20 protein-coding genes and 2 pseudogenes are annotated in these 26665 nt (G+C 48.1%); 10 read left to right on the top strand and 12 right to left on the bottom strand.

Annotated elements, in window-relative coordinates; all coding sequences use genetic code 11:
- Positions 1-2 precede the first annotated feature (2 nt).
- The 4 genes and pseudogenes from PCO85_21295 to PCO85_21280 all read left to right on the top strand — a co-directional run bounded on the left by PCO85_21295 (position 3) and on the right by PCO85_21280 (position 2846).
- On the top strand, positions 3-941 hold the full coding sequence (locus PCO85_21295) for an ABC transporter permease subunit (protein ID WJV53644.1): 939 nt from the start codon (positions 3-5) through the stop codon (positions 939-941).
- Positions 938-1783 carry an ABC transporter permease subunit gene (locus tag PCO85_21290; protein ID WJV53643.1) on the top strand — a complete coding sequence of 282 codons (846 nt, stop codon included), beginning with the start codon at positions 938-940 and terminating at the stop codon, positions 1781-1783. The genes PCO85_21295 and PCO85_21290 overlap by 4 nt, the downstream gene beginning before the upstream one ends.
- Before the next feature lie 99 nt (positions 1784-1882).
- Positions 1883-2329 (top strand): annotated as a pseudogene (locus tag PCO85_21285) (resolvase).
- Positions 2330-2393: 64 nt separating this feature from the next.
- A complete protein-coding gene (locus tag PCO85_21280; GenBank protein WJV53642.1) occupies positions 2394-2846 on the top strand; it encodes an acyltransferase in 453 nt (150 codons plus the stop codon).
- Between the two features lie 31 nt (positions 2847-2877).
- On the opposite strand, the gene PCO85_21275 is transcribed toward PCO85_21280, so the two are convergent.
- Genes PCO85_21275 through PCO85_21265 form a run of 3 tightly spaced genes read right to left on the bottom strand, consistent with a single transcriptional unit; the run spans position 2878 to position 5087 of the window.
- Positions 2878-4410 (bottom strand): FAD-dependent oxidoreductase, encoded by a 1533-nt coding sequence (locus PCO85_21275; GenBank protein WJV53641.1) that lies wholly within the window; start codon positions 4408-4410, stop codon positions 2878-2880.
- Positions 4407-4676 (bottom strand): SemiSWEET transporter, encoded by a 270-nt coding sequence (locus PCO85_21270; GenBank protein ID WJV53640.1) that lies wholly within the window; start codon positions 4674-4676, stop codon positions 4407-4409. Before PCO85_21270 ends, PCO85_21275 begins: the two co-directional genes overlap by 4 nt.
- A gap of 6 nt (positions 4677-4682) precedes the next feature.
- Positions 4683-5087 carry a hypothetical protein gene (locus PCO85_21265; protein ID WJV53639.1) on the bottom strand — a complete coding sequence of 135 codons (405 nt, stop codon included), beginning with the start codon at positions 5085-5087 and terminating at the stop codon, positions 4683-4685.
- Positions 5088-5162: 75 nt separating this feature from the next.
- On the opposite strand from PCO85_21265, the gene PCO85_21260 reads away from it, so the two are divergent.
- Entirely contained in the window at positions 5163-6698 is a 1536-nt protein-coding gene (locus PCO85_21260; protein ID WJV53638.1) for an IS3 family transposase, read from the top strand.
- Between the two features lie 330 nt (positions 6699-7028).
- On the opposite strand, the pseudogene PCO85_21255 reads toward PCO85_21260, so the two are convergent.
- The 5 genes and pseudogenes from PCO85_21255 to PCO85_21235 form a co-directional block, all read right to left on the bottom strand.
- Positions 7029-7364: pseudogene (locus PCO85_21255) on the bottom strand (Gfo/Idh/MocA family oxidoreductase).
- Positions 7361-8194: an HAD-IIB family hydrolase gene (locus PCO85_21250; protein ID WJV53637.1), complete on the bottom strand. Its 834-nt coding sequence runs from the start codon at positions 8192-8194 to the stop codon at positions 7361-7363. The pseudogene PCO85_21255 and the gene PCO85_21250 overlap by 4 nt, the downstream one beginning before the upstream one ends.
- Positions 8178-8597: a DegT/DnrJ/EryC1/StrS family aminotransferase gene (locus tag PCO85_21245; protein ID WJV53636.1), complete on the bottom strand. Its 420-nt coding sequence runs from the start codon at positions 8595-8597 to the stop codon at positions 8178-8180. The genes PCO85_21250 and PCO85_21245 overlap by 17 nt, the downstream gene beginning before the upstream one ends.
- A gap of 29 nt (positions 8598-8626) precedes the next feature.
- Positions 8627-9412: an aminotransferase class V-fold PLP-dependent enzyme gene (locus tag PCO85_21240; protein ID WJV53635.1), complete on the bottom strand. Its 786-nt coding sequence runs from the start codon at positions 9410-9412 to the stop codon at positions 8627-8629.
- Between the two features lie 551 nt (positions 9413-9963).
- Positions 9964-11283 carry an L-serine ammonia-lyase, iron-sulfur-dependent, subunit alpha gene (locus PCO85_21235; GenBank protein ID WJV53634.1) on the bottom strand — a complete coding sequence of 440 codons (1320 nt, stop codon included), beginning with the start codon at positions 11281-11283 and terminating at the stop codon, positions 9964-9966.
- Between the two features lie 1081 nt (positions 11284-12364).
- Here PCO85_21235 and PCO85_21230 point away from each other — a divergent pair.
- A complete protein-coding gene (locus PCO85_21230) occupies positions 12365-13204 on the top strand; it encodes an AraC family transcriptional regulator (GenBank protein WJV53633.1) in 840 nt (279 codons plus the stop codon).
- A 137-nt stretch (positions 13205-13341) separates the two neighbouring features.
- Here PCO85_21230 and PCO85_21225 read toward each other — a convergent pair whose 3' ends face one another.
- From PCO85_21225 to PCO85_21210, 4 genes are all read right to left on the bottom strand, one after another.
- A complete protein-coding gene (locus PCO85_21225; GenBank protein WJV53632.1) occupies positions 13342-13953 on the bottom strand; it encodes a LysE family transporter in 612 nt (203 codons plus the stop codon).
- A gap of 1702 nt (positions 13954-15655) precedes the next feature.
- Positions 15656-16573, bottom strand: a complete 918-nt coding sequence (locus tag PCO85_21220; protein ID WJV53631.1) for a nucleotidyl transferase AbiEii/AbiGii toxin family protein — start codon at positions 16571-16573, stop codon at positions 15656-15658.
- Positions 16566-17339: a type IV toxin-antitoxin system AbiEi family antitoxin domain-containing protein gene (locus tag PCO85_21215; GenBank protein ID WJV53630.1), complete on the bottom strand. Its 774-nt coding sequence runs from the start codon at positions 17337-17339 to the stop codon at positions 16566-16568. The genes PCO85_21220 and PCO85_21215 overlap by 8 nt, the downstream gene beginning before the upstream one ends.
- A 213-nt stretch (positions 17340-17552) precedes the next feature.
- A complete protein-coding gene (locus tag PCO85_21210; GenBank protein ID WJV53629.1) occupies positions 17553-19286 on the bottom strand; it encodes a sensor histidine kinase in 1734 nt (577 codons plus the stop codon).
- A 381-nt stretch (positions 19287-19667) separates the two neighbouring features.
- On the opposite strand from PCO85_21210, the gene glgB reads away from it, so the two are divergent.
- From glgB to glgA, 4 genes are all read left to right on the top strand, one after another.
- Positions 19668-21854: a 1,4-alpha-glucan branching protein GlgB gene (gene glgB / locus PCO85_21205; protein WJV53628.1), complete on the top strand. Its 2187-nt coding sequence runs from the start codon at positions 19668-19670 to the stop codon at positions 21852-21854.
- Positions 21851-23824 carry a glycogen debranching protein GlgX gene (gene glgX, locus PCO85_21200; protein WJV53627.1) on the top strand — a complete coding sequence of 658 codons (1974 nt, stop codon included), beginning with the start codon at positions 21851-21853 and terminating at the stop codon, positions 23822-23824. Before glgB ends, glgX begins: the two co-directional genes overlap by 4 nt.
- Before the next feature lie 13 nt (positions 23825-23837).
- Entirely contained in the window at positions 23838-25121 is a 1284-nt protein-coding gene (gene glgC / locus PCO85_21195; GenBank protein ID WJV53626.1) for a glucose-1-phosphate adenylyltransferase, read from the top strand.
- A 97-nt stretch (positions 25122-25218) separates the two neighbouring features.
- Positions 25219-26652, top strand: coding sequence for a glycogen synthase GlgA (gene glgA / locus PCO85_21190; protein WJV53625.1), 1434 nt, complete (start codon positions 25219-25221; stop codon positions 26650-26652).
- The last annotated feature ends 13 nt before the right edge of the window (positions 26653-26665 follow it).

Here is a 26665-nt window from a genome sequence, read left to right as displayed (position 1 = left end):
GGATGACGCGTTATCTGTTAACCCGGCTTTGTATGATGGTGCCACTGATACTGGTGATCTCCCTGATCGCTTTTACACTGATTCGTCTTTCGCCTTCTGACCCCGCCGAGGTTGCTTTGCGGGTGAATGCCATTGTCCCTACTGATGCCGCCATCGCTGCCATGCACCATGAGCTGGGTCTGGACAAACCGTTCTGGCAACAATATCTGTCCTGGCTAAAACAGAGTCTGCATCTCGATTTTGGCACTTCGTTTGTAACCCGCGATGGCGTCTGGCAGGAGCTGATGTTGGCGTTGCCTGCAACATTGCGGCTGGCTGGCGTGGCACTGAGCATGATTCTGGTTGGATCACTGTCGTTGGCGATGTTATGTGTTGTTCGTGTCGGACGCTGGCCGGATAAGTTGTTGCGCACCTTGTTATTCCTGCTGACTGCCATGCCGAATTACTGGACAGGGTTGCTGCTGCTCTGGCTGGTGGCGTTAAAATTGGACTGGCTGCCTGTGGGCGGGATGACTGAATCCGGCGCGGTGATTCTGCCAGCGTTGACGCTGGCGCTGGGTTATCTCGGCACCTATGTGCGATTACTGCGCAATAACATGCTGAGTCATTTCAACCAACCTTATGTGACATATGCCAAAGCGCGCGGTTTGTCTCAGCGTCGTATCTTGTGGCGGCATGTGTTGGTGAATGCGCTGTATTCGCCGTTGGTGGCGCTGGGAATGAGTATTCCCAAACTGATCGCCGGTACACTGGTGATAGAAAATATTTTTTCCTGGCCCGGACTGGGACGATTGTGCGTCACCGCCATTTTCAATCGCGACTATCCAGTGATTCAGGCTTACATCCTGTTGATGGCATTGCTGTTTGTGGTCGGTAATTTTCTGATTGATATGCTGCAATTGTGGCTGGACCCACGGTTACGTCAGGGGCTGACGCGATGATCAGACGGTTGTGGCAGATATTAAAAGCGGATTGTCTGGCACAATTGAGCCTGTCTCTTCTGCTGTTGGTCTTGCTGACCGGCGTGCTGGCACCCTGGATCGCGCCACATGATCCACTGTTAGTGTCGTGGCGTGATAAATACCAGGGCATCAGCATGAACCATCTGTTGGGTGCCGATCATCTGGGTCGTGATGTGTTGTCGCGTTTGTTGTTCGGTATCCGCAGTACGGTATTTGTGTCGCTGCTGGCAATGAGTGTCACGCTGTTGGTCGGCATGGTCATTGGCGTATTGGCGGGATATTGTCGGGGCCGCGTGGATGCGCTGTTGATGCGTTTGTGTGATGTGATGCTGGCTTTCCCGGCGGAAGTGATGATTTTTGCATTGGTAGGGATGATGGGGCCGGGGTTAGGCAATATCCTGCTGGCGGTATTGCTGGTGAAATGGGCGTGGTATGCCCGCATGATTCGCGGCATCGTGCTGCAATACAGCAGCGGCCATTATATTCATTACGCCCGGCTGATTGGTGGCTCACCGCGCTATATCGTACTGCGGCATCTATTGCCAGTAACGGCGGCAGAAATGGCTCTGCTGGCGACCACCGACAGTGGTGCGGTCATTCTGATGCTTTCCGCACTTTCATTTCTTGGCCTGGGTGTTCAGCCCCCGACACCAGAGTGGGGCGCGATGCTGGGTGAGGCCAAAAATGTGATGATGACGCACCCGGAGCAGATGTTGCCCGCCGGGATTGCCATCGTGCTGGTGGTGGCCGCATTTAACTATCTGGGTGATTTTTTGCGCGATGTACTGGATGTCACCCATGATTCAGGCAAGAGGGAATAACTGAGGGAAAGGCACTCATCCTGAATATCCGATGTTAAACGTAAGGGATGTCTTCAGCCCTGTTATTTGTCTGACCGTCTTATATCACTGGCGCTAACAATTTTACTGATCGAGCAGATAGACCGTCTGACTCGTCTTAGTAACAGCGACTGGATGACGCTGAAAAAGCAGATTGAGCAACATGAACTTCGGATTGTCAGTCTGGATGTTCCGACTTCATGGCAGACGTTGTCGGATAAAGACCCCTCGCAGTCTGATCCGATCACCCGTGCTGTTATTACTGCCATCAACAGTATGCTGATAGACCTAATGACCACAATGTCGCATAAGGACTGGCTGAGCCGCCGACAGAGGCAAAAACAGGGGATTGAACGGGCGCATACCCTGGGGAAATACCGGGGAAAACAGGCCGATCTTGAGCGACACCAAAAAGTACTGTATTACCGGCAAGTAAAAAACCTGAGTATCCGGGAAACTGCGGATGCAACAGGTTACAGTGCTTCACAGGTCTGTCGGATACAGGCTCTTTATAAAGTCGGAGTGTGAGAAAAAATAGTTTTAAAATACAATAATTCCGGTTTATTAATTAGACCTTATTCTGGATAATTCTATGAAATTGTTAGAAAGTGAAATTCGCGACGTGATTTCAGGAAATAACGTCACCATCATCAGACCTGCCAATATTTATGAATGTGAACTCAAGGATAACGTATTCATTGGCCCTTTTGTTGAGATACAGAAAGGGTGTCTAATTGGTAGTGGTAGCCGGGTTCAGTCACACACATTTATCTGTGAAAACGTAACATTAGGCATGAACTGCTTCATCGGCCATAACGTGACGTTCGCAAACGATCTGTTTCATTCCGGTGCGCCGGACCCGTCACCGAATAACTGGATCACCATTTCCCTCGGAGATTCGGTCACTGTGGGAAGCGGAGCCACCATTCTGTCACCATATATATGCAGTGGTTCCGTCATTGGCGCGGGTTCCGTCGTGGTTAAACCGATAGAGATAAAAGGGATTTATGCAGGAAACCCAGCAAAATTAATCAGGCTATTATGAAAAGTAAAAGGGCCTGTTACGGCCCTTTTTATCAGAGATATATTTGCGAGTATGGTAGATATGCGGAAACGGATTCCTGTAGTTCTTTACCAACTGCTGCCCTGTATTCAGCGTCAGTGATATCACCTTTGCTAAGCAAATGACTGAGAACTTCTCTCCCCAGCCCTGACAGTATCTGTATTTTTGCAGTACTGAAATCAAACATATTATCTATCATACCTGGCTCGGGAGTTACCGGCGGCTTAGCCAGATAGGCGGGTTTAACCACACTGGTAATGATGTTCCAGTAAGAGGAAAAGTCCCTGGAAGGATCAGGGAGGAGGCCCGCCCGCAACCCTATACGGATGGTTTCCAGCCAGCTGTCATAAAAGCGTTTAACATGCAGTGAAGTCATGTGTTCAGCGCACCAGTCCTGCATAACAATTTTCTCCGGAAGTTCTGAATTCCCAGTGAAAACATTAATAACCCATTGGCTGATAATATCAAAGTAGGGAAACGCAGCACCGAAACCAGCAGTATCTACAGGAGGATTGATGACAGCGAGAGTAGGATCTTCCGTCCAGAAAAAATGTTCATACAGCTGTTTCCTGTCAAAACCTGGAACGAACGAATAATCAGGCATTTCGTAGCCGGTACAGGTAATGATGACATCATATTTTTCCTGAGTTGCGTCAACGAATTCGATACACCCTTTATCCGTGAAACGCTCTACCTGAGGTTTAACCTTTATCCGGCCAGCGGCCACGTTAGGTATGATCTTTTCGTTAACGTGAACCGCATTATTATTCGCAAGGTCTGGCAACAAACCAGATGCACGGTAGATCTGCATGTAGTCAGGCATAATGTTATCGAGATAATCGATAAATTCTGAATAATTCATGCGACTCAACATCCACCTGCCCAAATAGGAATGCATCATATCATTCGGACCAGTTCGGAATTGTCTTGGGAGGTAGAGCCCCATTTTTTTTACCGAAATACTCACTGTATTTGCATAGGGAACAAGATCTGAAGCAATATCAGCTCCACTGACACCACCACCTATGACGAGAATATTCTTCCCTTTAAATTTCTCCGGCTCGTGGTATTCCCGTGATGAGATCACCGTTCCTGAGAAGTGTTCAGCTCCGGACAAAGCCGGCGGACGTGGCTGCCAGAGTTCACCTGTTGCAATGATGACCCTGTCAAAAACATCCTCCCTGAATCGTCCTTCACAATCACTGCTGATCAACCAGCTCTCTGATGTTTTCCGGAGTGAAATCACTTCAGTATTCAGCCGGGTAGCCTCACGAATATCATCTGAGCCGGCCATCGCCGAAAGATATCCGAACACCTCCTCCACACCGGGAAATGCATCGATAGATCCCGGAGGGAAGTCCGTATAATGAAACGCATCCCGAGAATTTTGCATTCGAGCGTTACGATAAGCACCACTGCTCCTGGGGTTCCAGATCCCCCCTATCTGAGTATTTTTCTCAAACAAAACAACAGAATGACCTGCCTGAATAGCGTTGCGGGCTGATATCAATCCGGCGGGACCTGCACCGATGATCGCAATATTCATACGTGTTTTCTCCTGCGGTTGAGAAGTGTCATGATCAGCACCGGTGCCGCCAGAAACAATGTGACAATATTAGCGGCGAGCACAGCAAAATCAGAGCGTTGGATGCCATAAACAATCCATGAAATAACCCCGATGAGGAACATAATGTACATTACAAGGGAGATACCTTCGGTATTGCGCGTCCGGAGCGTTTTGATACTTTGAGGGGCAAACGCAAACGTCGTAAAAAATGCGGCAAACAGCCCAGTAAAAAGAATAGTGTCCATTTTCTTTCAGAATTCCTCGATAATTTCCTGTATATGAAGACCTGATGACAAATCCGCCAGCATCGGGGTTGATGTGCCATGTTTAACCAAGGCACACCAGTCGTCATGAAGATGAATAAATGAATCGGACCAGAACGGAAGTTCCCGTGGAGGGTCAGGTAAACGTTTCACACCGTCGAAACCAATAGTTTCAGTACCGGTCTCATTAAACAGGCTCAGGAGCAGACTGTTTTCCTGACGAGTGGTATATCGTATCTCTCCCTTCTCAAACACGATCTGCATGTGCAGCCCCAGATTCTGCCCTGTTTCAGATTTACTGGCATGAATTCTGAAATAGGCTCCCTTCTCTGAACACCCCATCACATACCCGTTATCATCCACTTCAACCAGACCATCTGATTTTTCGCCCACACGTGTTGTTAGCGCCAATGATATAAGACTGTAATGGGGGTGCGGACGATTTCCTGGACTCTCAGGAGATAAATAATGTTTACCGAAGCAGAACGGCTCCGCGCAATTGAACTTTACTTTAAATACGGCAGAAAACTGGCTCCTGTAGTTCGTGAACTGGGTTACCCCTCTAAAAGAAATCTACGACGCTGGATCCGTTTATGGGAAGCGAGTGACGGTGCTACAAAATCCATACTCCGTAAGCCTCGTTACTCTGATGTGCAAAAGCAGGCTGCTGTTGAACATTATCTTAACCATGGCTGCTGCCTGGCGTTTACCAGCAGGACTCTTGGTTATCCCTGCTGTGATGTATTGGCTCGCTGGGTTAATGAACGTCATCCCGGCAGACGGCTTATTTTCACCAGTACGATCAATCAAAATGCACCTTTTGAACCTGAGGTGAAACGTCAGGCTGTCATGGCGCTTTGTACACGGCATGTACCTGCCAGAGAAATCGCCATGAACGTTGGCATCAGTCGCACGGTATTGTACAAATGGAAAGATGAAATCATCGGCGATGAGGCTTACCAGTCCATGCGCAAACATGAAAAGCCGTCTCTTACGGAAGAGCGCGACACGCTGCGCGAAGAAGTTAACCGACTTAATCAGGAGATACGTCGACAGCAGATGGAGCTCGATATCCTGAAAAAAGCGGAGGAAATCATAAAAAAAGACCCGGGCATCAGCGTCAGCACTCTGACAAACAGGGAAAAGACGCAGATCGCTGATGTCCTGAGAGGCTCGTACCCGTTGACAGAGCTGCTGCGAGTCCTTGAACTTGCACGGAGCAGTTTTTTTTACCACCGGACAGCTCTGCGCTCGGGAGATAAATACGCGACCGTACGTATCGCAATAACAGAGATCTTCAACGGTAACTATCGTTGTTATGGCTATCGCCGTCTGCACGCTATGCTACGGCACAAAGGCCAGCGACTCTCTGAGAAGGTTGTACGCAGACTTATGGTGGAAGAACAGCTTGTGGTCAGTCGAAACCGTCGGCGCCGCTACAGCTCATACTGCGGAGAAATCGGCCCGGCACCTGACAATCTTCTCGCCAGAGACTTTAACGCGGAACAGCCTAATCAAAAATGGCTGACAGATATCACGGAGTTCCAGCTGCCGTCAGGCAAAGTATGGTTGTCACCTGTAATCGACTGCTTCGATGGTAAAGTTGTGAGCTGGTCGTTGGGTACACGCCCGGATGCAGAACTGGCGAATACCATGCTGGATGGTGCAATCAGCACATTAACCGCAGGCGAACGACCAATAATCCATAGCGATCGAGGCGGGCATTACCGCTGGCCAGGCTGGCTTAAGCGTGTGAATGCTGCCAGTCTTATCCGTTCGATGTCCCGTAAAGGCTGTTCACCGGATAATGCGGCCTGTGAAGGATTCTTTGGTCGCCTGAAAACGGAAATGTACTATGGTCATGAGTGGTCAGGCGTGACACCTGAGCACTTTATGCAGCATGTTGATGCCTATATACGATGGTATAACGAACATCGCATCAAGTTGTCGCTGGGAGCACTCAGCCCGGAAATGTACCGTCGACAACTCGGCATCGCGCAATAAAACCGTCCAAGAAAACATCCGCACCCCCAAAACGGCCATAAATCTTGGCGTTGACAGTGTTCCCTTTACCGTCCTGATCCCGTTAAGAGCAACCGGGCTTTCGCCTATAAAACAAAACAGGTCCAAGAGATGGCAGGAGAGATCGCCCAGTGCACCACTGCTCTTGCTCTGCTGGGTAGAGTCACGCCAGGTAAGGTGATGGCGAGTCAGTGCCGAATTTTTATTGAACTCTGCAGAGAAGAAATGCAGATCCCCTAATTCACGGTCTTTTATCAGCTGCATAATCGTGTCGATAACCCGGTTATACCGGTAGTTAAAGGACACGATACTGCCTTTCGGCGCAATTGTTTTAAGATAACGGGCGGAGCTTAGATCCGTTGAGAGCGGTTTTTCGCACACAAACGGGATCGGTTTATAGCGAAGAACCTCTTCAGCCACACTGATGTGGAGATGATTGGGTGTGCAGATGACGAAGCCCTGACTCATCTCCGCCAGCTGCTTCAGGTGCTGACAACGAGTTACCGGCAGGGCGCTGATCTCGCTGAGTTCGCGCATGTTATCTTCACTGACATCATACAGGGCAAGCCCGGTGACCAGCTTATTGAGGGAAAGTGCATACACATGGGCGCGGGCAATACCGCCACAACCGACAATACCAATAATCATCCCTTTAACTCCTTAAGTACGCTCAGTATTCCGTGGCAATAAGCATCATCCAGACTGCTGCTGTACTGCTTAATCGCGAACGGGTCAGCATTACCCACCAGATAACCTTTCCCAGCCTTCGCAAACATGGCGAAATCATTCGCGCTGTCCCCAAATGCGATAACGGCTTCTTTCGGGAGAGTGGTTTCTTCCATGAGAAACGAAACCGCCTGATCCTTGCCACAGCAAAGGGGGATAAATTCAACATCATAGCAATCGGGGGGATCTCCGGCGGCTGGATTACAACGGGTAAACACGACACGAACACGTCGTTCATCAGCCAGTGCCTGTATGAAGGCAAAATCACTGTCCATTGCCGGACCTTCAGGATAGTAATAACTGATTTTATAGGGTCCCTGATAATCCTCCGGTTGTTTCCGCAGGGGCATACCTTTTTCCATCAGCATGCCGACTATACCGTCGACGTTTTCACGGCTATATCCTGAACGACGTATCCGTTCAGACCAGGCGTCCGATGGGCAGAGCATGCCATTTCTTACCCAGTAGAATTCAGTACCTAGGCTGCAACAGATAAAATGGGGACTCCGTGAAATATAGCCTTTGGACTTACGCCAGGCCGAATCCAGATTAGTTCCCGTCACCCAACCTGCAAGGATGCCTTTTTCAACAGTATTGGATATAAGATAAGACTCCAGCAAGTCGACTCCCCCAAATGCCTTTTTGTCAATGGCCGAGGGGATGTATGTTTCGTCAAGATCGCAGCAAACAACAGTACTAATCACCGTTGGGAAAGGAAATTCAGATGGCCATTTTTCATTTAAAATAGTCATACAGTACCTCGATAACTCTGTTCTGTTCTTGAAGCGACATGTGGTTATGCAGCGGAAGATGAAACAATGCAGAGTGAATAATTTCAGAAGTGATGAACTGTTCAGGACTGGAATATCCTGTAGCTAGAGGGTGTTCCCCGCAATGAGAAAGGATTGGGTAGTAAATATCTAACTCAATTCCTCTTTCACGCGCAAAGGAAAACAAAGAATCACGCTCCCCCTGACAGATCAGTACAGGGAATAGATGCCAGGTATTCTGATGTTTCTCAGGCGGAAGCATTATTTTATGCGACAGCTCTGCCAGCAGAAGATGGTAGCGTGCGGCCAGCAGAGAGCGTTTCTTTGCGTTATTTTCAAAGTGCCTGAGTTTGACACTGAGCGTGGCAGCCTGCATGTTATCCATGCGGCTGTTGAACCCCCAGTCTTGGGCTTTTATATTTTTTTTACTTCAGCAAATCCATGATAGGAATATTGTCTCGCCATGCGGGCCAACTCGGGAGATTGAGTCAGTATCGCACCGGACTTGCCGAAGGAACCAATATTCTTGAGCGGGTTAAAGCTTAGAATCAGCAAGTCACAATAATTCATGAGTGACCGGATCCCGAAGCACTGTGCCGCATCCACAATAACCGGGATATCGGCCTCGCGGGCTATGCGATAAATGACATCAATATGCCGGCACGAGCCATAAAGACAGACCGGTAATACCGCTTTTGTTCTAGATGTCTTAAGGCGTGCCACTTCATCTGGAAGCATATTGAAAGACTTATCAATATTTGCGAACACCGGTACTGCCCCGACAGCCATTACAGCATTCTCAGTAGCAGCAAAGGAATTCAGAGGGACAATCACTTCATCACCGGGACCAACACCGACAGATTTAAGTGCGATTTTTAACGCATCAGTCCCGCTACTGGTGGCAATGCATGTATGTGCATCATAAAAATTGCTTAATACTCCTTCTATCTTCCCTATGTAAGGCCCGCTGGTAAAAAATCCGCTTTCAATGACATCTGAAATGATGTCCCCGCATTCCTGCCGTTCTTGACGTGAATTCAGTCTTGAGAGAGGCAGAAATGCAATATGTCCGGACTCATCATATTCATTCTCATCATTAATTCTGCGGTAAATATCTTTAAACCGTTCCTGAAGTTCATTCTCCGTTGATGCGCTGAAAACCATTTCATTTAAAACGCTGACATCGTCAAATTTTTCCATAAACACCTCCATTTGATGTGGGCTAAAAATAAACCATCGGAGGGTAATGTTTCATATTCGTATTACTAATTGGTGAATGTGATCACAATTGTATGAAGCATGTAAGTGATATGTGTCATAGTTTGGCTTATCACCATATTAATATTCTATCTCTAAAGGATTTTTTTCTGCTTCCTGAAGCCCTCAGTCTGAGTGCTTTTTGCAGTGTGAAAAGATAAAATTTTGATTAGCAATTGTGATGGATGTAACAACAGGACAATTTCGCCTCGTATTTCTAACCAAAGCCGAAAGTACAAAAACAGTCAAAACGTACAATAATTTTCGATATCCAAACTACCCCCAAACAGGTTTCCCCGCCCTGACAGAAAACGACTAACAAAAGAATCGTGCCCAGATAAACGAGCGCGAAAAAAGTGAAGATAACAACATAACCAGAGAGGTGGTGCCCATGAACGTTGCGCCCAAACAGTCATGCCAGAGATGGCGTTCGACATCGAGCGCAGAGTCGTCAGTAGCCAGATATATAGCTTATGTCAGTTATTCCCGGTGCGTTAGGCATAGGCTTTTCTTACCATAATATCAATGACCTGAGTGTCTATTCGCTGCATTGAACCACAGGCTAACGCGCACAGGTTGGCAATTGATTTATCCACATCACCAGCCACAATCCCTTCGTTGCCACTCACACCACTGCGATCCAGCGCCATCAATACCGCCTTATAAGCCGCCGTCGCGCTGGTAGACACTTTCATGGCGCAACTGTTGGCGGCACCGTCGCAGATGATCCCGCTAATATCGCCAATCATGCTGCTAATTGCCATAGCGACCAGCTCGTAGCGTGGCTCCAATAGCCAAGACATCCCGGCTGCCGCACCCATTGATGCTGTAGTGGCAGCACATAATGCTGACAAGGTTGGTAACTGACTATGAATATAAATCGCCATCAAATGTGACAAGGTTAACGCTCTGGCTAATTTTTCTTCGCTTACGCCCAGATATTCCGCCACCACCACTACTGGCATTGTCGCTGCGATACCCTGATTGCCGGAACCTGAATTGCTCATTGCTGGCAATAGCGCGCCGCCCATCCGTGCGTCAGAGGCAGAAGCGGTGCGGATCATGATATCGGACAGCAGGTCTTTAACCAGTAAGCCGCGCTCACGTTGCCGGGATAAAGTGGCGCCAATGTGCAGGCCATAGTTACGGCTTAGTCCCTCTCTGGACAAATTCTCGTTCAGTGTGGCCGCTTGCAAAATAAACGCGATCTGCTCAAAGGGGACCTCGGTCGCAAACTGGTAAATCTGTTGCGCTGTGGCTTGTTTCAGACAATAACCCTGTTGGTACGTCTCGGCATTGATAGATGACGCCGTTTCTGTCGTCGCATCAAAAAGCACGTCGTCATTCTTCACGATTCTTATCACACGGGTATGATTCCCGGTAATGGTGACAGCAACCCATTCATCGCCGTGATGAACCCGCGATTCTACAAACAGGATTTCATCTCCGGCCTGCATCCCAATATTTACTCTTCCTTGTGATAGCATCGCTTTGGCTGCCACCACCTGTTCCTGAGTAACCTGTTTAAGCACTTCCAACCCGGCTGTCGGGTTCCCTCCCAATGCACCAACTGCAGCCGCTATTGGTAATCCGACCATTCCAGTACCGGGAACCATTACCCCCATCCCATTTTTCATCAGGTTTGGCGAGACCCGTGCTTCGATACGTTCTACCGTGCCGGATAAATAAGAGGTAGCTATAGCGGATGCCAGCGCTAATGAGATGGGCTCAGTACAGCCTATCGCAGGTTTGACTTCCTGAATTAGCGCCCGAATAAATTCGTCCCACACTGCTGAATGACTAACATGACTCATAATTAATACCTTTAAATCGTGACAGCAGGTAGTAGCCGATGCCGTTAATTTATGAAAATGTCGGGAATGGAAAAATACAAAGTAATAAGCCGGTAATAATGATTATCATCAGCGGAGTACCTGGGTATTTATGCTGTGCCAGTACTTTGTAAACCAAACCAGTGAAAATTAAACAATCTATCAAACCAACTATCGGGTTACAGATTGAGGTAAAACATGGAGCCGGAGCATTTAGAATAATGGTGCTCCACGTTAAAGCACCGCGCAGACCATAATGCTGTTTTTAATCCCCTTCTGGCTATGTACATCGCACGACGCAGAGTGCGCATTACCGTGCTTTGGCCGGCTTTGCTAAGCCGAAATAAACCCCAAACATCTGGTTAGTCGGTTTCATTGTTGTTGACATGTACAGCGTTTGTGATTCGATATTTATTTCTAATAAGATAATTGAATTTATTTATTTTTTCTTCTATCAACCGGCCGGTAATTTTATCTTCCCTATAATATTACGCCGTGGCGTAGAGAATATTTTTTTAATATTACCGGCTATTTAGGGGGGACGTAGAAAATTATTCTATATAAAGCGGTTTATCCTGTATCCGTTTCTAACGATAATCCTAAAACAGGGGGATGCTATTCCCACCACTACATAAGTCGCTAGCTCTTGAGCCTCGCCATCTCGCCTGTTTGTTGCTGTTAAATAGGTTTGTATGTGCGCTTCAACTTCCTGCTCAAGGGGCAGCGTTGAGTAAAAGTACTTAAGGGGCCTGATATGGCAGCCCTTCTCTGGCTAACACATGGCAACCTTAGTAAGATTATTATGAATAACCACTACAAGCTTGAGCCGAAAGATTTTTCCAAAGTATGAATTGGGGACTACATGGGAAACGCTTTAAGCGCGAAGGCCTATGTGTGTAACAAGAACGAAATGGACTACGATCGGAAAAAACGACAACGTATTCTGGGTTACATGAGCAAGATGGTTCCGCATCTGGCTTAATGGTGGGCCCATTTACCTCGGTCTCAGTACCAGAAAATTATCGGTTTTCTGCAAAGTGCTCAAAGTACATGAGGGAATGAGATGGTTGAACTATCTACCGGGAAAGATTGGGTTTATAGGGCTCCAGAGTCGGGTAAGCTGGAAAGAATTGAAGCCTATTTTTCAAATCATGGCTACGATCCGCATCGCCATGATACCTTTGCTATCGGCAGAACCTTATCCGGTGTTCAAAGTTTTCATTACCGCGGCGCCATGCAACATAGTCTGCCAGGTAATACAATCGTCCTCTATCCTGATGAGGAGCACGACGGCCAAGCTGGAACGCAGGAAGGCTTCCGCTATCGTATGATTTATGTTGAGCCAGCCCTGATACAACAGATCCTCAAAGGTAAGCCACTTCCTTTCATCAAGAATGGGATTACCACCGACCCTCGACTTTTTCAGGCAACCAATATGCTACTGCAACAGATGGATTGCCAAATCAACCCAATGGAAGAGGATGATGCCCTTTACGATCTTGCCATTGCATTAAGCGAGACGGTAGGGCAGTCGATAACAAACAATAAATCATTTGATTATCTCGCGGCAGAACGTGCCAGAGAATATATTAACGTCTCACTGGATAGAAACATCACATTAGATGAACTTGCGGAGCAAGCAGGACGCGACCGCTGGAGCTTATCTCGTGATTTCCGATTGCTTTTTGGGACCAGCCCCCACCGTTATATAACGATGCGCAGACTGGATATTGTGAAGTCCTGTTTAATGAAAGGGGAATCGATCATCGACGCGGCTATGATCGCGGGGTTCTTTGATCAGAGCCATATGTCACGACACTTTACCAAAACATTCGGTTTGACACCGTTTCGCTGGAAATTTATTCATAGCAAAAACACCAAGCGAAACGGCACAAAAATTTAGCGCCTTTCGGATATTCTGACTGGGTGCCAGTATCTACATTATTATCTGACGTTCAATATCATTTGAAATGTGTGCCACAGGCATAATTTCCCAACCTGAGTACCTAAGAGAATTAGCGGATAACATAATGATCTTCCTTACATTAAATTGACACCAATTAAGAAATCGTATGCCATAAATACACCAGCAGATATCAACATCAGACCCATCAATCTATTCAGTCTATTAAACCATTTTTCATTAGTGATTCTTTCTCCGAGCACTGATCCGATAAAAGAATAAATACCTGGTGCGCCCGCGCCGCCTACAGAAATTAAAGCCGAAACCGTTAGAATCATACTTCCGGTGATATGAGAAGAAGGATACATCACTGTAGTTATTGGTAACACAACAAGCATTCCCTTGGGATTTAATGCCTGAATAAAAAAACCATTCCAGAAAGTAAGATTATTTCTTCTCGTAGCCTCTTTCGAACCATTTATCCCTACATAAGAGGTCATCATTTTTAACGCCAAATAAAATGTATAGATTGCACCGGCTAAAGCAATATAGGGTAAATAACGATGAGAAATCACTGCTTCTCCAGTGTAACCAAACAGCAGGAAAAGAGTAAACATTGCGAAACCTACGCCAATAAAAAAACCGACTGTTTTTTTGAAATTGCCGGTTAGTCCAGCATTCAAACCCATAAAATTAACGGGGCCGGGGCTGTACATTACACTGACAGCATAGAGAAAGATCTCCATCATAACTCCTGTTTGCTCTGTAACACTGATGCCAACAGTGTTTAACACGTTGAGATATTCAACTTCATGAATATTATCTGTAGATTGAATAATGTCTTTTGCTATAAATAAAAATATTTAAATACCGTGACAATGCCTTTTCGCTCCAATACGCGGAACATTGACTCAGGGGGATACAACGCCGTTCACTCTCTAAGAATAAGCGCAGCTAAAATCCCCAATTTTTCTGTTACAAAACCAAAAGTTGAATAAACTGAGGGCGATGTGCAACAACATTAACTGTGGTTTCAACGCATTCAGCTATATACCCGTCATACTTCAAGTTGCAGGTGTGTTGGCTGCGTTCGTTCACCCGAATCACTTACCTGAGTAAGCTCCTCGGGATTCACTCTCTTTCCTCCTTCCTGCAACTCGAATTATTTGGGGTATATCAAGTACCACAGAACATAATTGTGTGTTTTTCCCATCTTAATCAGAGGAATCGATCACAGTAATCAGGTTGAAGAAACGATAGTTCAGATGCTATTCGTTTTTATTGTACGTTTGTGCAATATCTGGGGACAGGTTAAGTCTGGGCCTTTTATTTAAACAAAAATAGTTATTGATCATATGATTGGCTATCTCATACGGACGCATTTAATGTTACTTATCACTCATTTAGCGGCGAACTCACTTAGGAATATTGCAAGATTTACTGCGAGCCAGCCGCGTTACACTTAGCGTCATTATCAACCGGCCGGTAATTTTATTTTCTCGGTATATTACGCTGTGGCATAGAGAATATTTTTTAATATTGCTGGATATTTATAATTAAAGTAGAAAATTATTCTACATAAAGCGGTCTATCCTGCATTCGTTATCTACCGATGGCCCCAAAACAGGGAGATGTTATTTCCACCACGGATGATTAGGCGGATTTTTTTTCGTTGTCAAAACCACACGTTTCGACTTTATCCGGTAACGTCAATGGCACGCGTACTTCCACACGGGTGAATTGCTCCGGCTCACTGACCACGGTGATGCCAACGTTTTATTCAAAAAAGAGTCCCGTTGCTTTGTATGCATCAGTCGCTAACTCTTGAGCCTCGCCATCTCGCCTGTTTATTGCTGTCAAATATCCTTGTATGTGCGCTTCAACTTCCTGCTCAAGGGGCAGCGTTGAATAAAAATACTTAAAGGGCCTGATATGGCACCCCTTCTCTGGCGAACCTGGCCGTTGAAGGCGTGGAACCTGATGGCGTGGGCAACCTTGCTTTCATTGCCAACCAGATGGGACACCAAGACTACTCAATGCTCGTGGAAGTCTCTGCGCGTTGGATAGACTTAGAGTCTCCCAGAGAACTGGATAGCATTTGGGAGAACATGAAAAATATGGCTCAAATTACCCCAAAATCACCCCCCTTAATTTGCCATTATGGTTTATAAGTGATTTATTTAAATGGAAAAAAAAGAAGTTAGCTTGCACACGCCCATGATGAATTGGTGCGTTAGTGCTGATAAATAAAGATTATTTATATAAAACCAGTAAAAACTACGCTTTAACCTACACTTTTATAACAATTTGATTTATCTGTTGTTACTACGCTGCTGTGCTGTGCTGTGCTGTGCTGTGCTGTGCTGTGCTGTGCTTTGATAGATTAGTGCATGTGGTTTACAAATCACCATGTAGTGATACCCAGGGTGAATGTATAGATTAAATGATAAACTACTCTATCCACTCGGCAAGAACTGTCTCAAGCTTCGCCAACGCCTGAATATGTTTATCTTTTGGTATGTGCCCAATATTTTGCAACTTCCATTTTACCGCTGGCAAATGCTGAATCTGCTCTTCAGGAGCGAGATTCCAGTCCGGTTGACCACTTTTGAAAGACATCAAAAAATCATAATCCCGCTGCGTGAATTGTGCTTTGAGAGCAGTAACCATTAAGTTGGGTATCGCATTGAGTTCTTCAAGAGAGACCGCATCGAATGTCATTCCATTAAATTCATTTGCGTATGGCAGAGAAATATCTTTCCAATGAGGATCTAAAATTTCTGATAACGGGCGCTTATGCCCCAATAGATAGGTGATGAAACCATTAAATATCTGGCGATCAATACCCTGCGTTTCAAGCAGCATTTTGACGTCATAAAAATCACGGGGATGTTGCCTATCCAGCGCAGCACAAAGCTTTCCACCATAGAGATCGGCAAGCGATACAACCTGAATAGCAGCGAAACCGAACTCATCTTCTACCGCCTCAACAACATCACGTTCTTCCGGGGGATACAGCGTACCTCGCGCAACAGGCGAAACTTCTATCTTTATCTGTGCCTCCTGAGAAGAAACAACAATGCGCATTTCATCAGGATTATTCGTTTGTAGTACCGCCGAAATGCCAGCCTGTTGTTGCAGTATTTCAGCAATACGCGTCAAAGCAGCCCGAACGTTTGGCAATGCCACATCTCTGCTTTCCAGCGGAATGTAAGCCAAATCGATATCAACCGATAATCGTGGGAAATCACGAACAAACAAGTTTATCGCCGTCCCACCTTTTAGTGCAAAGCATCGCTCTGATGCCACAACAGGTAATGCACTGAGCAGCAACGCAACTTGCCGATAATAAGGTGAATGCTTATCCATGCGAGATCCCTTTGCTAACAAAACTCTCTGGAACAGTGATCTGATATTTTGGGTCTAGCTTGCCACCAGATACGATCTGCCGTTTCCCAGCCCCCAAGTCAATGTTGGCTTTATCTATTCGCTTAACCCATGCATGAGCATAGTGATCGGCCAGAAACAGGTAAAGCCGGTTAGTTTGCACTGCGCGACTGGACTGTAACAACACTTCGACTTTACGCGGACTCAGGTTTACCAGCCCCTGAAACAGCTCCGCTGCGTGCTCAAATGAAAGTGAACCAGGGACTGCATTAGCAATCTCGTAAGCAGCTAATTCCAACACACTCGCTTTCAACCGCCCTCCTTTAATTTCAACCTCTGTCAGATATTTTTCGTCATGCATATTGAGCTTCTGGTTAGAAAGTAAAAGCCACTCGACATTGGGAAATTCTTTGAACCATTTTGGCAATGAAGCTTTATCTTCTACGCAAAGCCAAATCGCCTGGTGTGTTAAGTGAAGATAATGAGAGCGTCCCTGATAGGTCAGGCTAGTAAGCCCCGCCAGATGAACAGAAATCCCAAGCTGATTTTGGAGGCATAGGACGGCATCACTCCACTGAGGGTCGCGCCCACTCCGCACGTATACCCCGGCACGTAGCTTTTGTAACCAGTCGCTGTGCATATACTTATTGGCTAAAGAAGGGCTGATACCATTTTTTGTCAGCCAGGACTGTAATATCAAGGAACCTGGCGCAGTTTTCTGCAAAAGCCAGTTTAACTTTGATGACATAGATTCACCCATGGTTTAACAATATAACAAATACTAAACTACTGAGTTGATAATATGTCAATAGTGAGAGAAGTCAGTCCAACTTGATCTCTTTTTTATGGAGAAGAAGGGCCGAAAACTCTACTTTACGTCGGTACTGAACAACGGGAAGAGATCAATTCGTTATCTACCGATGGCCCCAAAACAGGGAGATGTTATTTCCACCACGGATGATTAGGCGGATTTCTTTTCGTTGTCAAAACCACACGTTTCGACTTTATCCGGTAATGTCAATGGCACACGTACTTCCACACGGGTGAATTGTTCCGGCTCACTGACCACGGTGATGCCATAGCGATGGCCGTAACGCGCTTTGATACGGCGGTCCACCAGATTCATGCCCAACCCATCGCCGCCGCTGCGTGGCTGATAGGTACCGGCATTGTCTTCTACCGTCAGTTCCAGCGTGTTGGCGTGTAATCGTCCCCGGATGCAAATATGGCCGCTTTCCAGCATCTGGGAGGTCCCATGTTTGATGGCATTTTCTACGATGGGTTGCAGTGAGAATGCTGGCAGCCGTGCTTCCAGCAGTGATTCCGGCAGCGAAATATCTACTGTCAGATGATCGGCGAAGCGCGCTTTTTCAATATCCAGATAGGCGTTGACGTGTTCCATCTCATCACTTAGCGATACTTCATCATTGCTGCGCTTGAGGTTTTTGCGAAAGAAGGTCGACAGCGATAGCACCAGATGACGGGCATAGTCTGGATTGCGGCGAATGACCGCTGAAAGCGTATTCAGCGCATTGAACAGAAAATGAGGGTTGACCTGTGCATGGAGCAATTTGATTTCGGATTGCACCAGTAACTGTTTTTGTTGTTCAAAGCGGCCAGCCAGAATCTGTGCGGACAGTAGATGCGCAATCCCTTCGCCCAGTGTGCGGTTAATGCTGGAAAACAGCTTGTTCTTCGGTTCGTACAGTTTGATCGTGCCAATCACCCGTTGCTCCTCTCCACGCAACGGGATGACCAGCGTTGAGCCCAGCTTGCAGTGGGGGGAAATGGAGCAGGTATAGGGCACCGCATTGCCATCGGCGTAGACCACCTGGTTATTATCAATCGCCCGGTGGGTGTGAGGTGACGTAATGCGCGAACCAACTTTATGGTGATCATCCCCCAGCCCGATAAATGCCAACAGTTTTTCCCGGTCAGTGATAGCCACGGCACCGACGCCCAGCTCTTCATACAAAATGCGGGCCACACGCATACTGTTTTGTTGATTGAATCCCTGTCGCAACGCTCCTTCGGCCCGTGCCGCGATTTGCAAAGCTTTGGCGGAGAATGCGGAGGTATACTTCTCAAATATTGCTCGTCGATCGAGCAGAATGCGCATAAACATAGCGGCACCGATGCTGTTAGTGATCATCATTGGCAAAGCAATGTCCTTGACCAGTTCCAGTGCCTGGTCAAACGGACGAGCCACCAGCAGGATGATGAGCATCTGTAATATTTCGGCGACCAGTGTAGTGAGCGCCACGACCAATGGCTGGAACAGTTGATCGATACGGTTACGCCGGGCCAGGCTGCGATGGAGCAGGCCACCGACCAGACCTTCCACAATAGTAGAAAGCATACAGGCCAATGCGGTCATGCCGCCCATGGAATAGCGGTGCAGCCCACCGGTTAGTCCCACCAGAAACCCTACTGATGGGCCGCCCAGGACGCCACCCAGTACGGCGCCGATAGCCCGGGTATTGGCAATGGAGTCATCAATATGCAGACCAAAGTATGTACCCATGATGCAGAACATCGAAAAAGTCAGGTAGCACACCAGCTTGTGTGGCAGACGAATAGTGATCTGCATGAGTGGAATGAACAACGGGGTCTTGCTGAGCAGATAGGCAATAACCAGATAAACACACATTTGCTGCAAGAGGGAAAGGATAAGATCGATTTGGCTAACCATCATGGAACGTACCTCACTAATCGGTGCCTGTCGATTTTACGCTTTTAATGTGGTGCGTGACATTTGCATGATCAATGTTCAGTAAAATGATGATTCATAATTTATTCCTATAATATTTCGATGCAAAAGTTTAGCTATTTCTTAAATATTTTTTGGTTTCTTGACTAAGCTATTTAAGGCTAACTTGATGAACGCATTTTTTTGTATCAGGTATCGCCGCGATCAGTGATAACCCATCAGGTTAGCCATATTTTTTATAGGGTTAGATCAATTCTTTTTTGTTACAGGGCTAAGAAATCGTTATTTGGACAATAACACTAATATCATTATTTATCCCTTTAACATATTTAATGAATTCAGATGGTTAATTAGAGGATGGATACCATGTCAGGGTTTTCTGATCATCATGTAATTGATCTCCTTTTTTCCGGCCACTATGCCGATCCTTTTGCTGTGCTGGGTATGCACGAAACTGCTAATGGTCTGGAGGTACGGGCGTTACTTCCTGATGCTAGCGATGTGCATGTCGTGGATGCCCACAGTGGGCGCAACGTGGGACATCTGATTTGTCAGGATGAACGAGGTTTTTTTTCCGCCGTAATCCCACGCCGAAAAAAACGTTTTAGTTACCGTCTGTCAGTTACCTGGCGGAAGGAAACGTATCTGATTGATGATCCATACCGCTTTGGTCCGTTGTTGCAGGATTTGGATATCTGGCTGCTGGCGGAAGGCCGTCATCTGCGCCCGTTTGAACGAATGGGCGTACATCCTGAGACTCTGGATGGCGTGGAAGGTATGCGTTTTGCCGTGTGGGCACCCAATGCGCAACGGGTTTCGGTAGTAGGGAATTTCAATTTCTGGGATGGGCGTCGTCATCCAATGCGTCTGCGTAGTGAGAATGGCATATGGGAACTGTTTCTTCCCGCTGTCCCTTTCGGCGAGCTTTACAAATACGAAATCATCGACTGTTACGACAATGTATTGCTGAAGTCGGATCCTTATGCCTTTGAAGCTCAAATGCGCCCAGACACCGCTTCTCTTATCAGTCCTCTGCCGAAGAAGGTGGCATCCTCTGTGCAGCGTCAGCAGGCTAACGATCTGCAGGCACCCATCTCCGTTTATGAGGTGCATCTGGGATCGTGGCGACGTCATACTGACAATAATTTCTGGCTCAGCTATCAGGAACTGGCCGAACAACTGGTGCCTTATGTCAAAGAAATGGGGTTTACTCACGTTGAACTGATGCCGATCAATGAGCATCCGTTTGATGGTAGCTGGGGTTATCAGCCGCTGGGGTTATATGCACCGACCCGCCGTTTTGGTACGCCAGAAGCGTTTCAGATGCTGGTAAACGCGTTTCATCAGGCGGGTATCAATGTGTTACTGGATTGGGTGCCGGGTCATTTCCCCTCGGATAGTTATGGGTTGTCCTGTTTCGATGGTACTTCACTGTATGAATATGCCGACCCGCGGGAAGGTTATCATCAGGACTGGAATACACTGATTTATAACTATGGCCGCTATGAAGTGCGTAATTATCTGGCAGGTAACGCGCTTTACTGGACGGAGCGCTACGGTATTGATGGCCTGCGCGTGGACGCGGTGGCATCGATGATTTACCGCGATTATAGCCGTCAGGAGGGGGAATGGGTGCCCAACTATTATGGCGGCAAGGAAAACCTGGAGGCGATTGCTTTTCTGCAATACACCAACCAGGTGCTGGGTCAGAATTGTCCAGGAGTGATCACCGCTGCTGAGGAGTCGACGGATTATCCCGGCGTCACGTTACCGCCGGAGAATAACGGGTTGGGTTTCCACTACAAATGGAACATGGGCTGGATGCACGACACGCTGTCCTATATGCAGCTTGATCCGGTGCATCGTAAGTACCATCACGATCTACTGACTTTCGGCATGCTTTACGCTTACAGCGAAAATTTTATCCTACCGCTTTCTCACGATGAAGTGGTGCACGGCAAACATTCGTTGTTGGATCGTATGCCAGGTGACGCCTGGCAAAAGTTTGCTAATTTGCGTGCCTATTACGGTTTTATGTGGGCGTATCCCGGCAAGAAATTATTGTTCATGGGGGGGGAATTCGCCCAGGGCAATGAATGGAACTACGACACCAGTCTGGACTGGCATCTGCTGGACGAGCCGGAGGGCTGGCATAGCGGTGTGCAGCATCTGGTGCGAGATCTCAACCACTGTTATCGCCAGCATCCGCCACTTTACCAGTGCGACTACCAGCCGCAGGGATTTGAGTGGGTGGTGGTGGATGACTGCGAAAATTCCGTTTTTGCCTTTATCCGGCGCGATGGAGAAGGTAAGGAGATGCTGATTGTCAGCAACTTTACGCCGGTGCCGCGCTATGGCTATCGTATTGGCATCAATCAGCCGGGCCCCTGGCGGGAAGTGCTGAATACGGATTCATGGTATTACCACGGCAGTAATCAGGGTAATGAAGGCGTTGTGCACAGCGAATTGGTTGGAAGCCACACCCGTGCGCAATCACTGGTACTGACATTGCCGCCATTGGCCACCTTATATCTGGTCAGGGAGGGCGAGTGACGGTACTGCGAGAAGGTCATTCGACGCCGTTAGGATCGCACTTTGATGGTAACGGCGTCAATTTTGCCCTGTTTTCTGCCGGAGCGGAGCGGGTTGAACTGTGTGTGTTTGATGAACACCAGCAAGAACAACGGCTGCCGTTGACAGGGCGTACCGGGGATATCTGGCACGGTTATCTGCCGGGCGCCCTCCCAGGGTTGCGTTATGGTTTCCGGGTTGACGGCCCGTTTGATCCGCTGAATGGGTTGCGTTTTAACCCGCACAAGCTGTTGCTCGATCCTCGAGCCAGACTGATGGATGGTCAGGTCGTGGATGATGAGATTCTGCATGGTGGTCATGAACGACGTGATGAACGTGACAGCGCCTGCGTTATGCCCAAATGTGTGGTGATTGACGACGATTATGACTGGCAGGATGACCGTTTTCCGCAAGTTCCTTGGGGAAAAACCGTGATTTACGAGGCCCATGTGCGCGGGTTGACCAAACGGTATACGGCGATCCCTTCGGCAATTCGTGGCACCTATGCGGCACTGGCGCATCCGCTGATATTGGATTATCTGACCCACCTCGGCATTACCACACTAGAGCTGATGCCCATTCAGCAGCATGCCGATGAGCCACGCCTGCAAGAGTTGGGACTACGTAATTACTGGGGTTATAACATGCTGCTGCCGTTCGCGGTGGATAACAGTCTGTCAGCCAGTGATGATCCGCTCAATGAGTTCCGTGAGGCGGTGCGGTTACTACATAACGCGGGTATCGAAGTGATTCTGGATGTGGTTTTCAATCACAGCGCAGAACTGGATATCTACGGCCCGACACTCTCGTTGCGCGGTATCGATAACGCCAGTTATTACTGGCTGAATCAGGACGGGACCTATAAAAACTGGACCGGTTGCGGCAATGTGATGCGCCTGGATCATCCGGCGGTTGTCGATTGGGTGATGGACTGTCTGATTTTCTGGCATGAAGAGTGCCATGTGGATGGTTTTCGTTTTGATCTGGCAACGGTTATGGGACGTATACCGGATTTCAGCACTTCCGCGCCATTATTTACTGTTCTGCAACAGCATCATCGACTGCGAGGTTGCAAGTTGATTGCCGAACCGTGGGATATCGGTTGCGGCGGTTATCAGTTAGGAAAATTTCCGCTGCTGTTTGCAGAATGGAATGATCGTTACCGCGATGATATGCGCCGTTTCTGGTTACACGGCACTCTGTCTCTGGGTGAGTTTGCCCGTCGTTTTGCCGCATCCAGCGATGTATTTGAACATCATGGTCGAGAGCCCTGGGCTTCGATCAATATGCTCACCGCCCACGATGGTTTTACTTTGTGCGACCTGGTGAGCTTCAACAATAAACATAACGGAGCTAACGGCGAGCATAACCGGGATGGGGCCAACAGCAATTTCAGTTATAACCACGGGATCGAAGGGCTGGATGCGGATACGGAAATACAGCTCCGACGGCGTGTCAGTCAGCAGGCATTGCTGACCACACTCTTGCTATCTCAGGGAACGCCGATGTTGTTGGCGGGCGACGAGTTTGGGCACAGCCAGCAAGGCAATAACAATGCCTACTGCCAGGATAATTTGATGACCTGGCTGGAGTGGCTGGATGCAGATAAAACATTGATTGCGTTCACTGCCGGGCTGATCAGTTTACGAAAATCGATCCCGGCACTGCAAAAGGAGTCGTGGTGGCGTGCTGACGAGAATGTCGTGCAGTGGCTGAATACACAGGGAGAGCCATTGACGCCGCACGAATGGGAACAAGGGGAGCACCGGATACAAATACAACTTTCCGAACGTTGGCTATTACTGATTAACGCTTGCCCGCAAGCATGCGACATGATCCTGCCGGAAGGCGAATGGCAGGTGTCCTCGCCGTTTGATGCAACAGAAAATCCGATTGATAACCGGATATGGCACGGAAAAGCGCATGCAGTGTGTGTTCTTGTGAAGAAGTGAAAAGGAGTCCGATATGGTTAGTGCTGAAAAAAATGATCCTATGATGCTTGCCCGACAGCTTCCACTAAAATCTGTAGCACTAATTCTGGCTGGTGGCCGGGGAACGAGACTGAAAGATTTAACTGCTCTGCGTGCCAAACCCGCGGTTCATTTCGGAGGGAAATACCGGATTATTGATTTCGCTCTGTCAAACTGCCTGAATTCTGGTATTCGGCGCATTGGTGTGATTACGCAGTACCAATCTCATACTCTGGTACAGCATATCCAACGAGGCTGGTCGTTCCTCAATGCGGAGATGAACGAGTTTGTCGATTTATTGCCCGCACAGCAACGGCATGATGGGAATGATCAATGGTATCGCGGTACTGCCGATGCCGTCTGCCATAACCTGGATATTATCCGGCGCTATCGGGCCGAATATGTGGTGATTCTGGCCGGCGATCATATCTACAAAATGGATTATTCACGCATGCTGCTTGACCACGTAGAGAAAGGCGCGGAATGCTCGGTGGCCTGCCTGCCAGTGCCGCTGAACGAAGCCAGCGCATTCGGTATTGTGAGTGTGGATAAAGATGACCGTATTGTCAGTTTTGCCGAAAAGCCGAAACAACCGACGCCTATGCCGGGTCATCCAGACAAGGTGCTGGCGAGCATGGGCATTTATGTTTTTAATGCGGAGTTTCTCTATCGGCGCCTTGAAGAGGACGTGTGTCAGTCGGATTCCAGTCATGACTTTGGCAAAGACCTGATCCCGAAAATTGTCGAACAGGGCCTGGCCTGGGCACATCCTTTTTCCCTTTCCTGTGTTACTTCCAATGAGAATGCACCGCCGTACTGGCGGGATGTTGGCACGCTGGAAGCCTATTGGCGTGCGAATCTTGATCTGGCTTCGGTAATGCCGGAGTTGGATATGTATGACCACAACTGGCCGATGCGCTCGGCGATGGATGCCATGCCTCCCGCCAAGTTTGTGCAGGATCGTTCAGGCAGTCACGGATTGACCATGAATTCTCTGGTGTCAGGTGGTTGTATTGTCTCTGGCTCGGTGGTGACGCACTCCGTTTTGTTCCCACGAGTGCGAGTGAATTCATTCTGTAGCATCGACTCTTCGGTGTTACTGCCAGACGTCACGATAGGACGTTCCTGCCGCTTGCATCGCTGTATTATTGACCGGGCCTGTGAAATTCCGGAAGGCATGATCATTGGTGAAAACGCAGAGGAGGACATCCGGCGCTTTTATCGATCTGATGAAGGTATCGTGCTGGTAACACGAGCGATGTTGGCAAAACTGAAATAGTTTACCGTTAGCGTGGCGGATAAACCCGGATGGTGTGGATAGGTCTGTGATGTGATCCAATACGAATAATAACGTGGATGCTCAAACGGGAGTAATAATGCGGGTATTACATGTATGTTCTGAATTGTTCCCGTTGTTGAAAACGGGAGGGCTGGCAGATGTCGTTGGCGCGTTGCCTGCGGCACAGATTGAGGCTGGTATGGATGTACGGGTACTGTTGCCCGCGTTTCCCGATCTGAAAAAAGGCATACCTGACACTCAGGTGGTCCGTGAACTGGATACGTTTGCCGGGCATGTGACGGTACGCTATGGGCATTTCAATGGTGTAGGAATTTATCTTATTGATGTACCGCATCTTTATGCCCGTGCTGGTAGCCCTTATCATGATACGTCGCTGTATGCTTATACTGATAACTATCTGCGTTTTGCCTTGCTGGGCTGGATAGGCGCGGAAATGGCTTGTGGCATTGATCCATTCTGGCGACCAGATATTGTTCATGCTCATGATTGGCACGCAGGATTGACCTGCGCTTATCTGGCGGCGCGTGGACGCCCGGCAAAATCGGTGTTTACCGTCCATAATCTGGCGTATCAGGGATTGTTTGAGGCCCGGCATATGTCGGAGCTGAATTTGCCGATGGAGTATTTTCATGTTTATGGTCTGGAGTTTTACGGCCAGATTTCGTACCTGAAGGCGGGGCTGTACTATGCCGATCACGTCACTACCGTCAGCCCGACTTACGCCCATGAAATTACCCAGGCAGAATATGGCTACGGGATGGAAGGATTACTGAAAGCCCGGGAAGAGGAAGGCCGCCTTTCCGGTATTCTCAACGGTGTGGACGATATGATATGGAATCCGGCCCACGACCCGTTACTGACCAGTACGTATGACCGCGATGTACTGTCGCGAAAAGCGGAAAACAAGCAACATCTGCAAACGGCTATGGGATTGACAGTCGATGACAAAATACCGGTTTTTGCCATTGTCAGTCGTCTTACCAACCAGAAAGGTCTGGATATCGCATTGGAAACCGTGCCCGAATTGCTGGATCAGGGCGGGCAACTGGTGGTTCTGGGGGCGGGAGACGCCATCTTGCAGGAAAGCTTTCTGGCGGCGGCGGCGGAATATCATGGCCGGGTCGGTGTCCAGATTGGTTATCACGAAGCATTTTCGCACCGCATTATTGGCGGCGCGGATGTCATTATGGTTCCTAGTCGGTTTGAACCCTGTGGTTTAACCCAGCTCTACGGCCTGAAATACGGTACGTTACCGCTGGTGCGCCGCACGGGAGGACTGGCAGATACGGTAGCAGACTGCTCGCTGGAAAATCTGGCCGATGGCCTGGCGAGTGGATTTGTCTTCAGCGATTGCAATGCAGCATCGCTGGCGCGGGCGATTCGTCGGGTTTTTGTATTATGGTCGCGTCCATCGCTGTGGCGATATGTACAACGTCAGGCGATGGCGATGGATTTTAGCTGGCAGGTCTCTGCTCAGGCCTATCGTGCGCTTTATCAACGTCTGTGGTAGTCACGCATCAGTG

It is taken from the genome of Prodigiosinella aquatilis, from assembly GCA_030388725.1.
Lineage (GTDB): Bacteria > Pseudomonadota > Gammaproteobacteria > Enterobacterales > Enterobacteriaceae > Prodigiosinella > Prodigiosinella aquatilis.
This window is presented reverse-complemented; position numbering and strand designations above follow the sequence as displayed.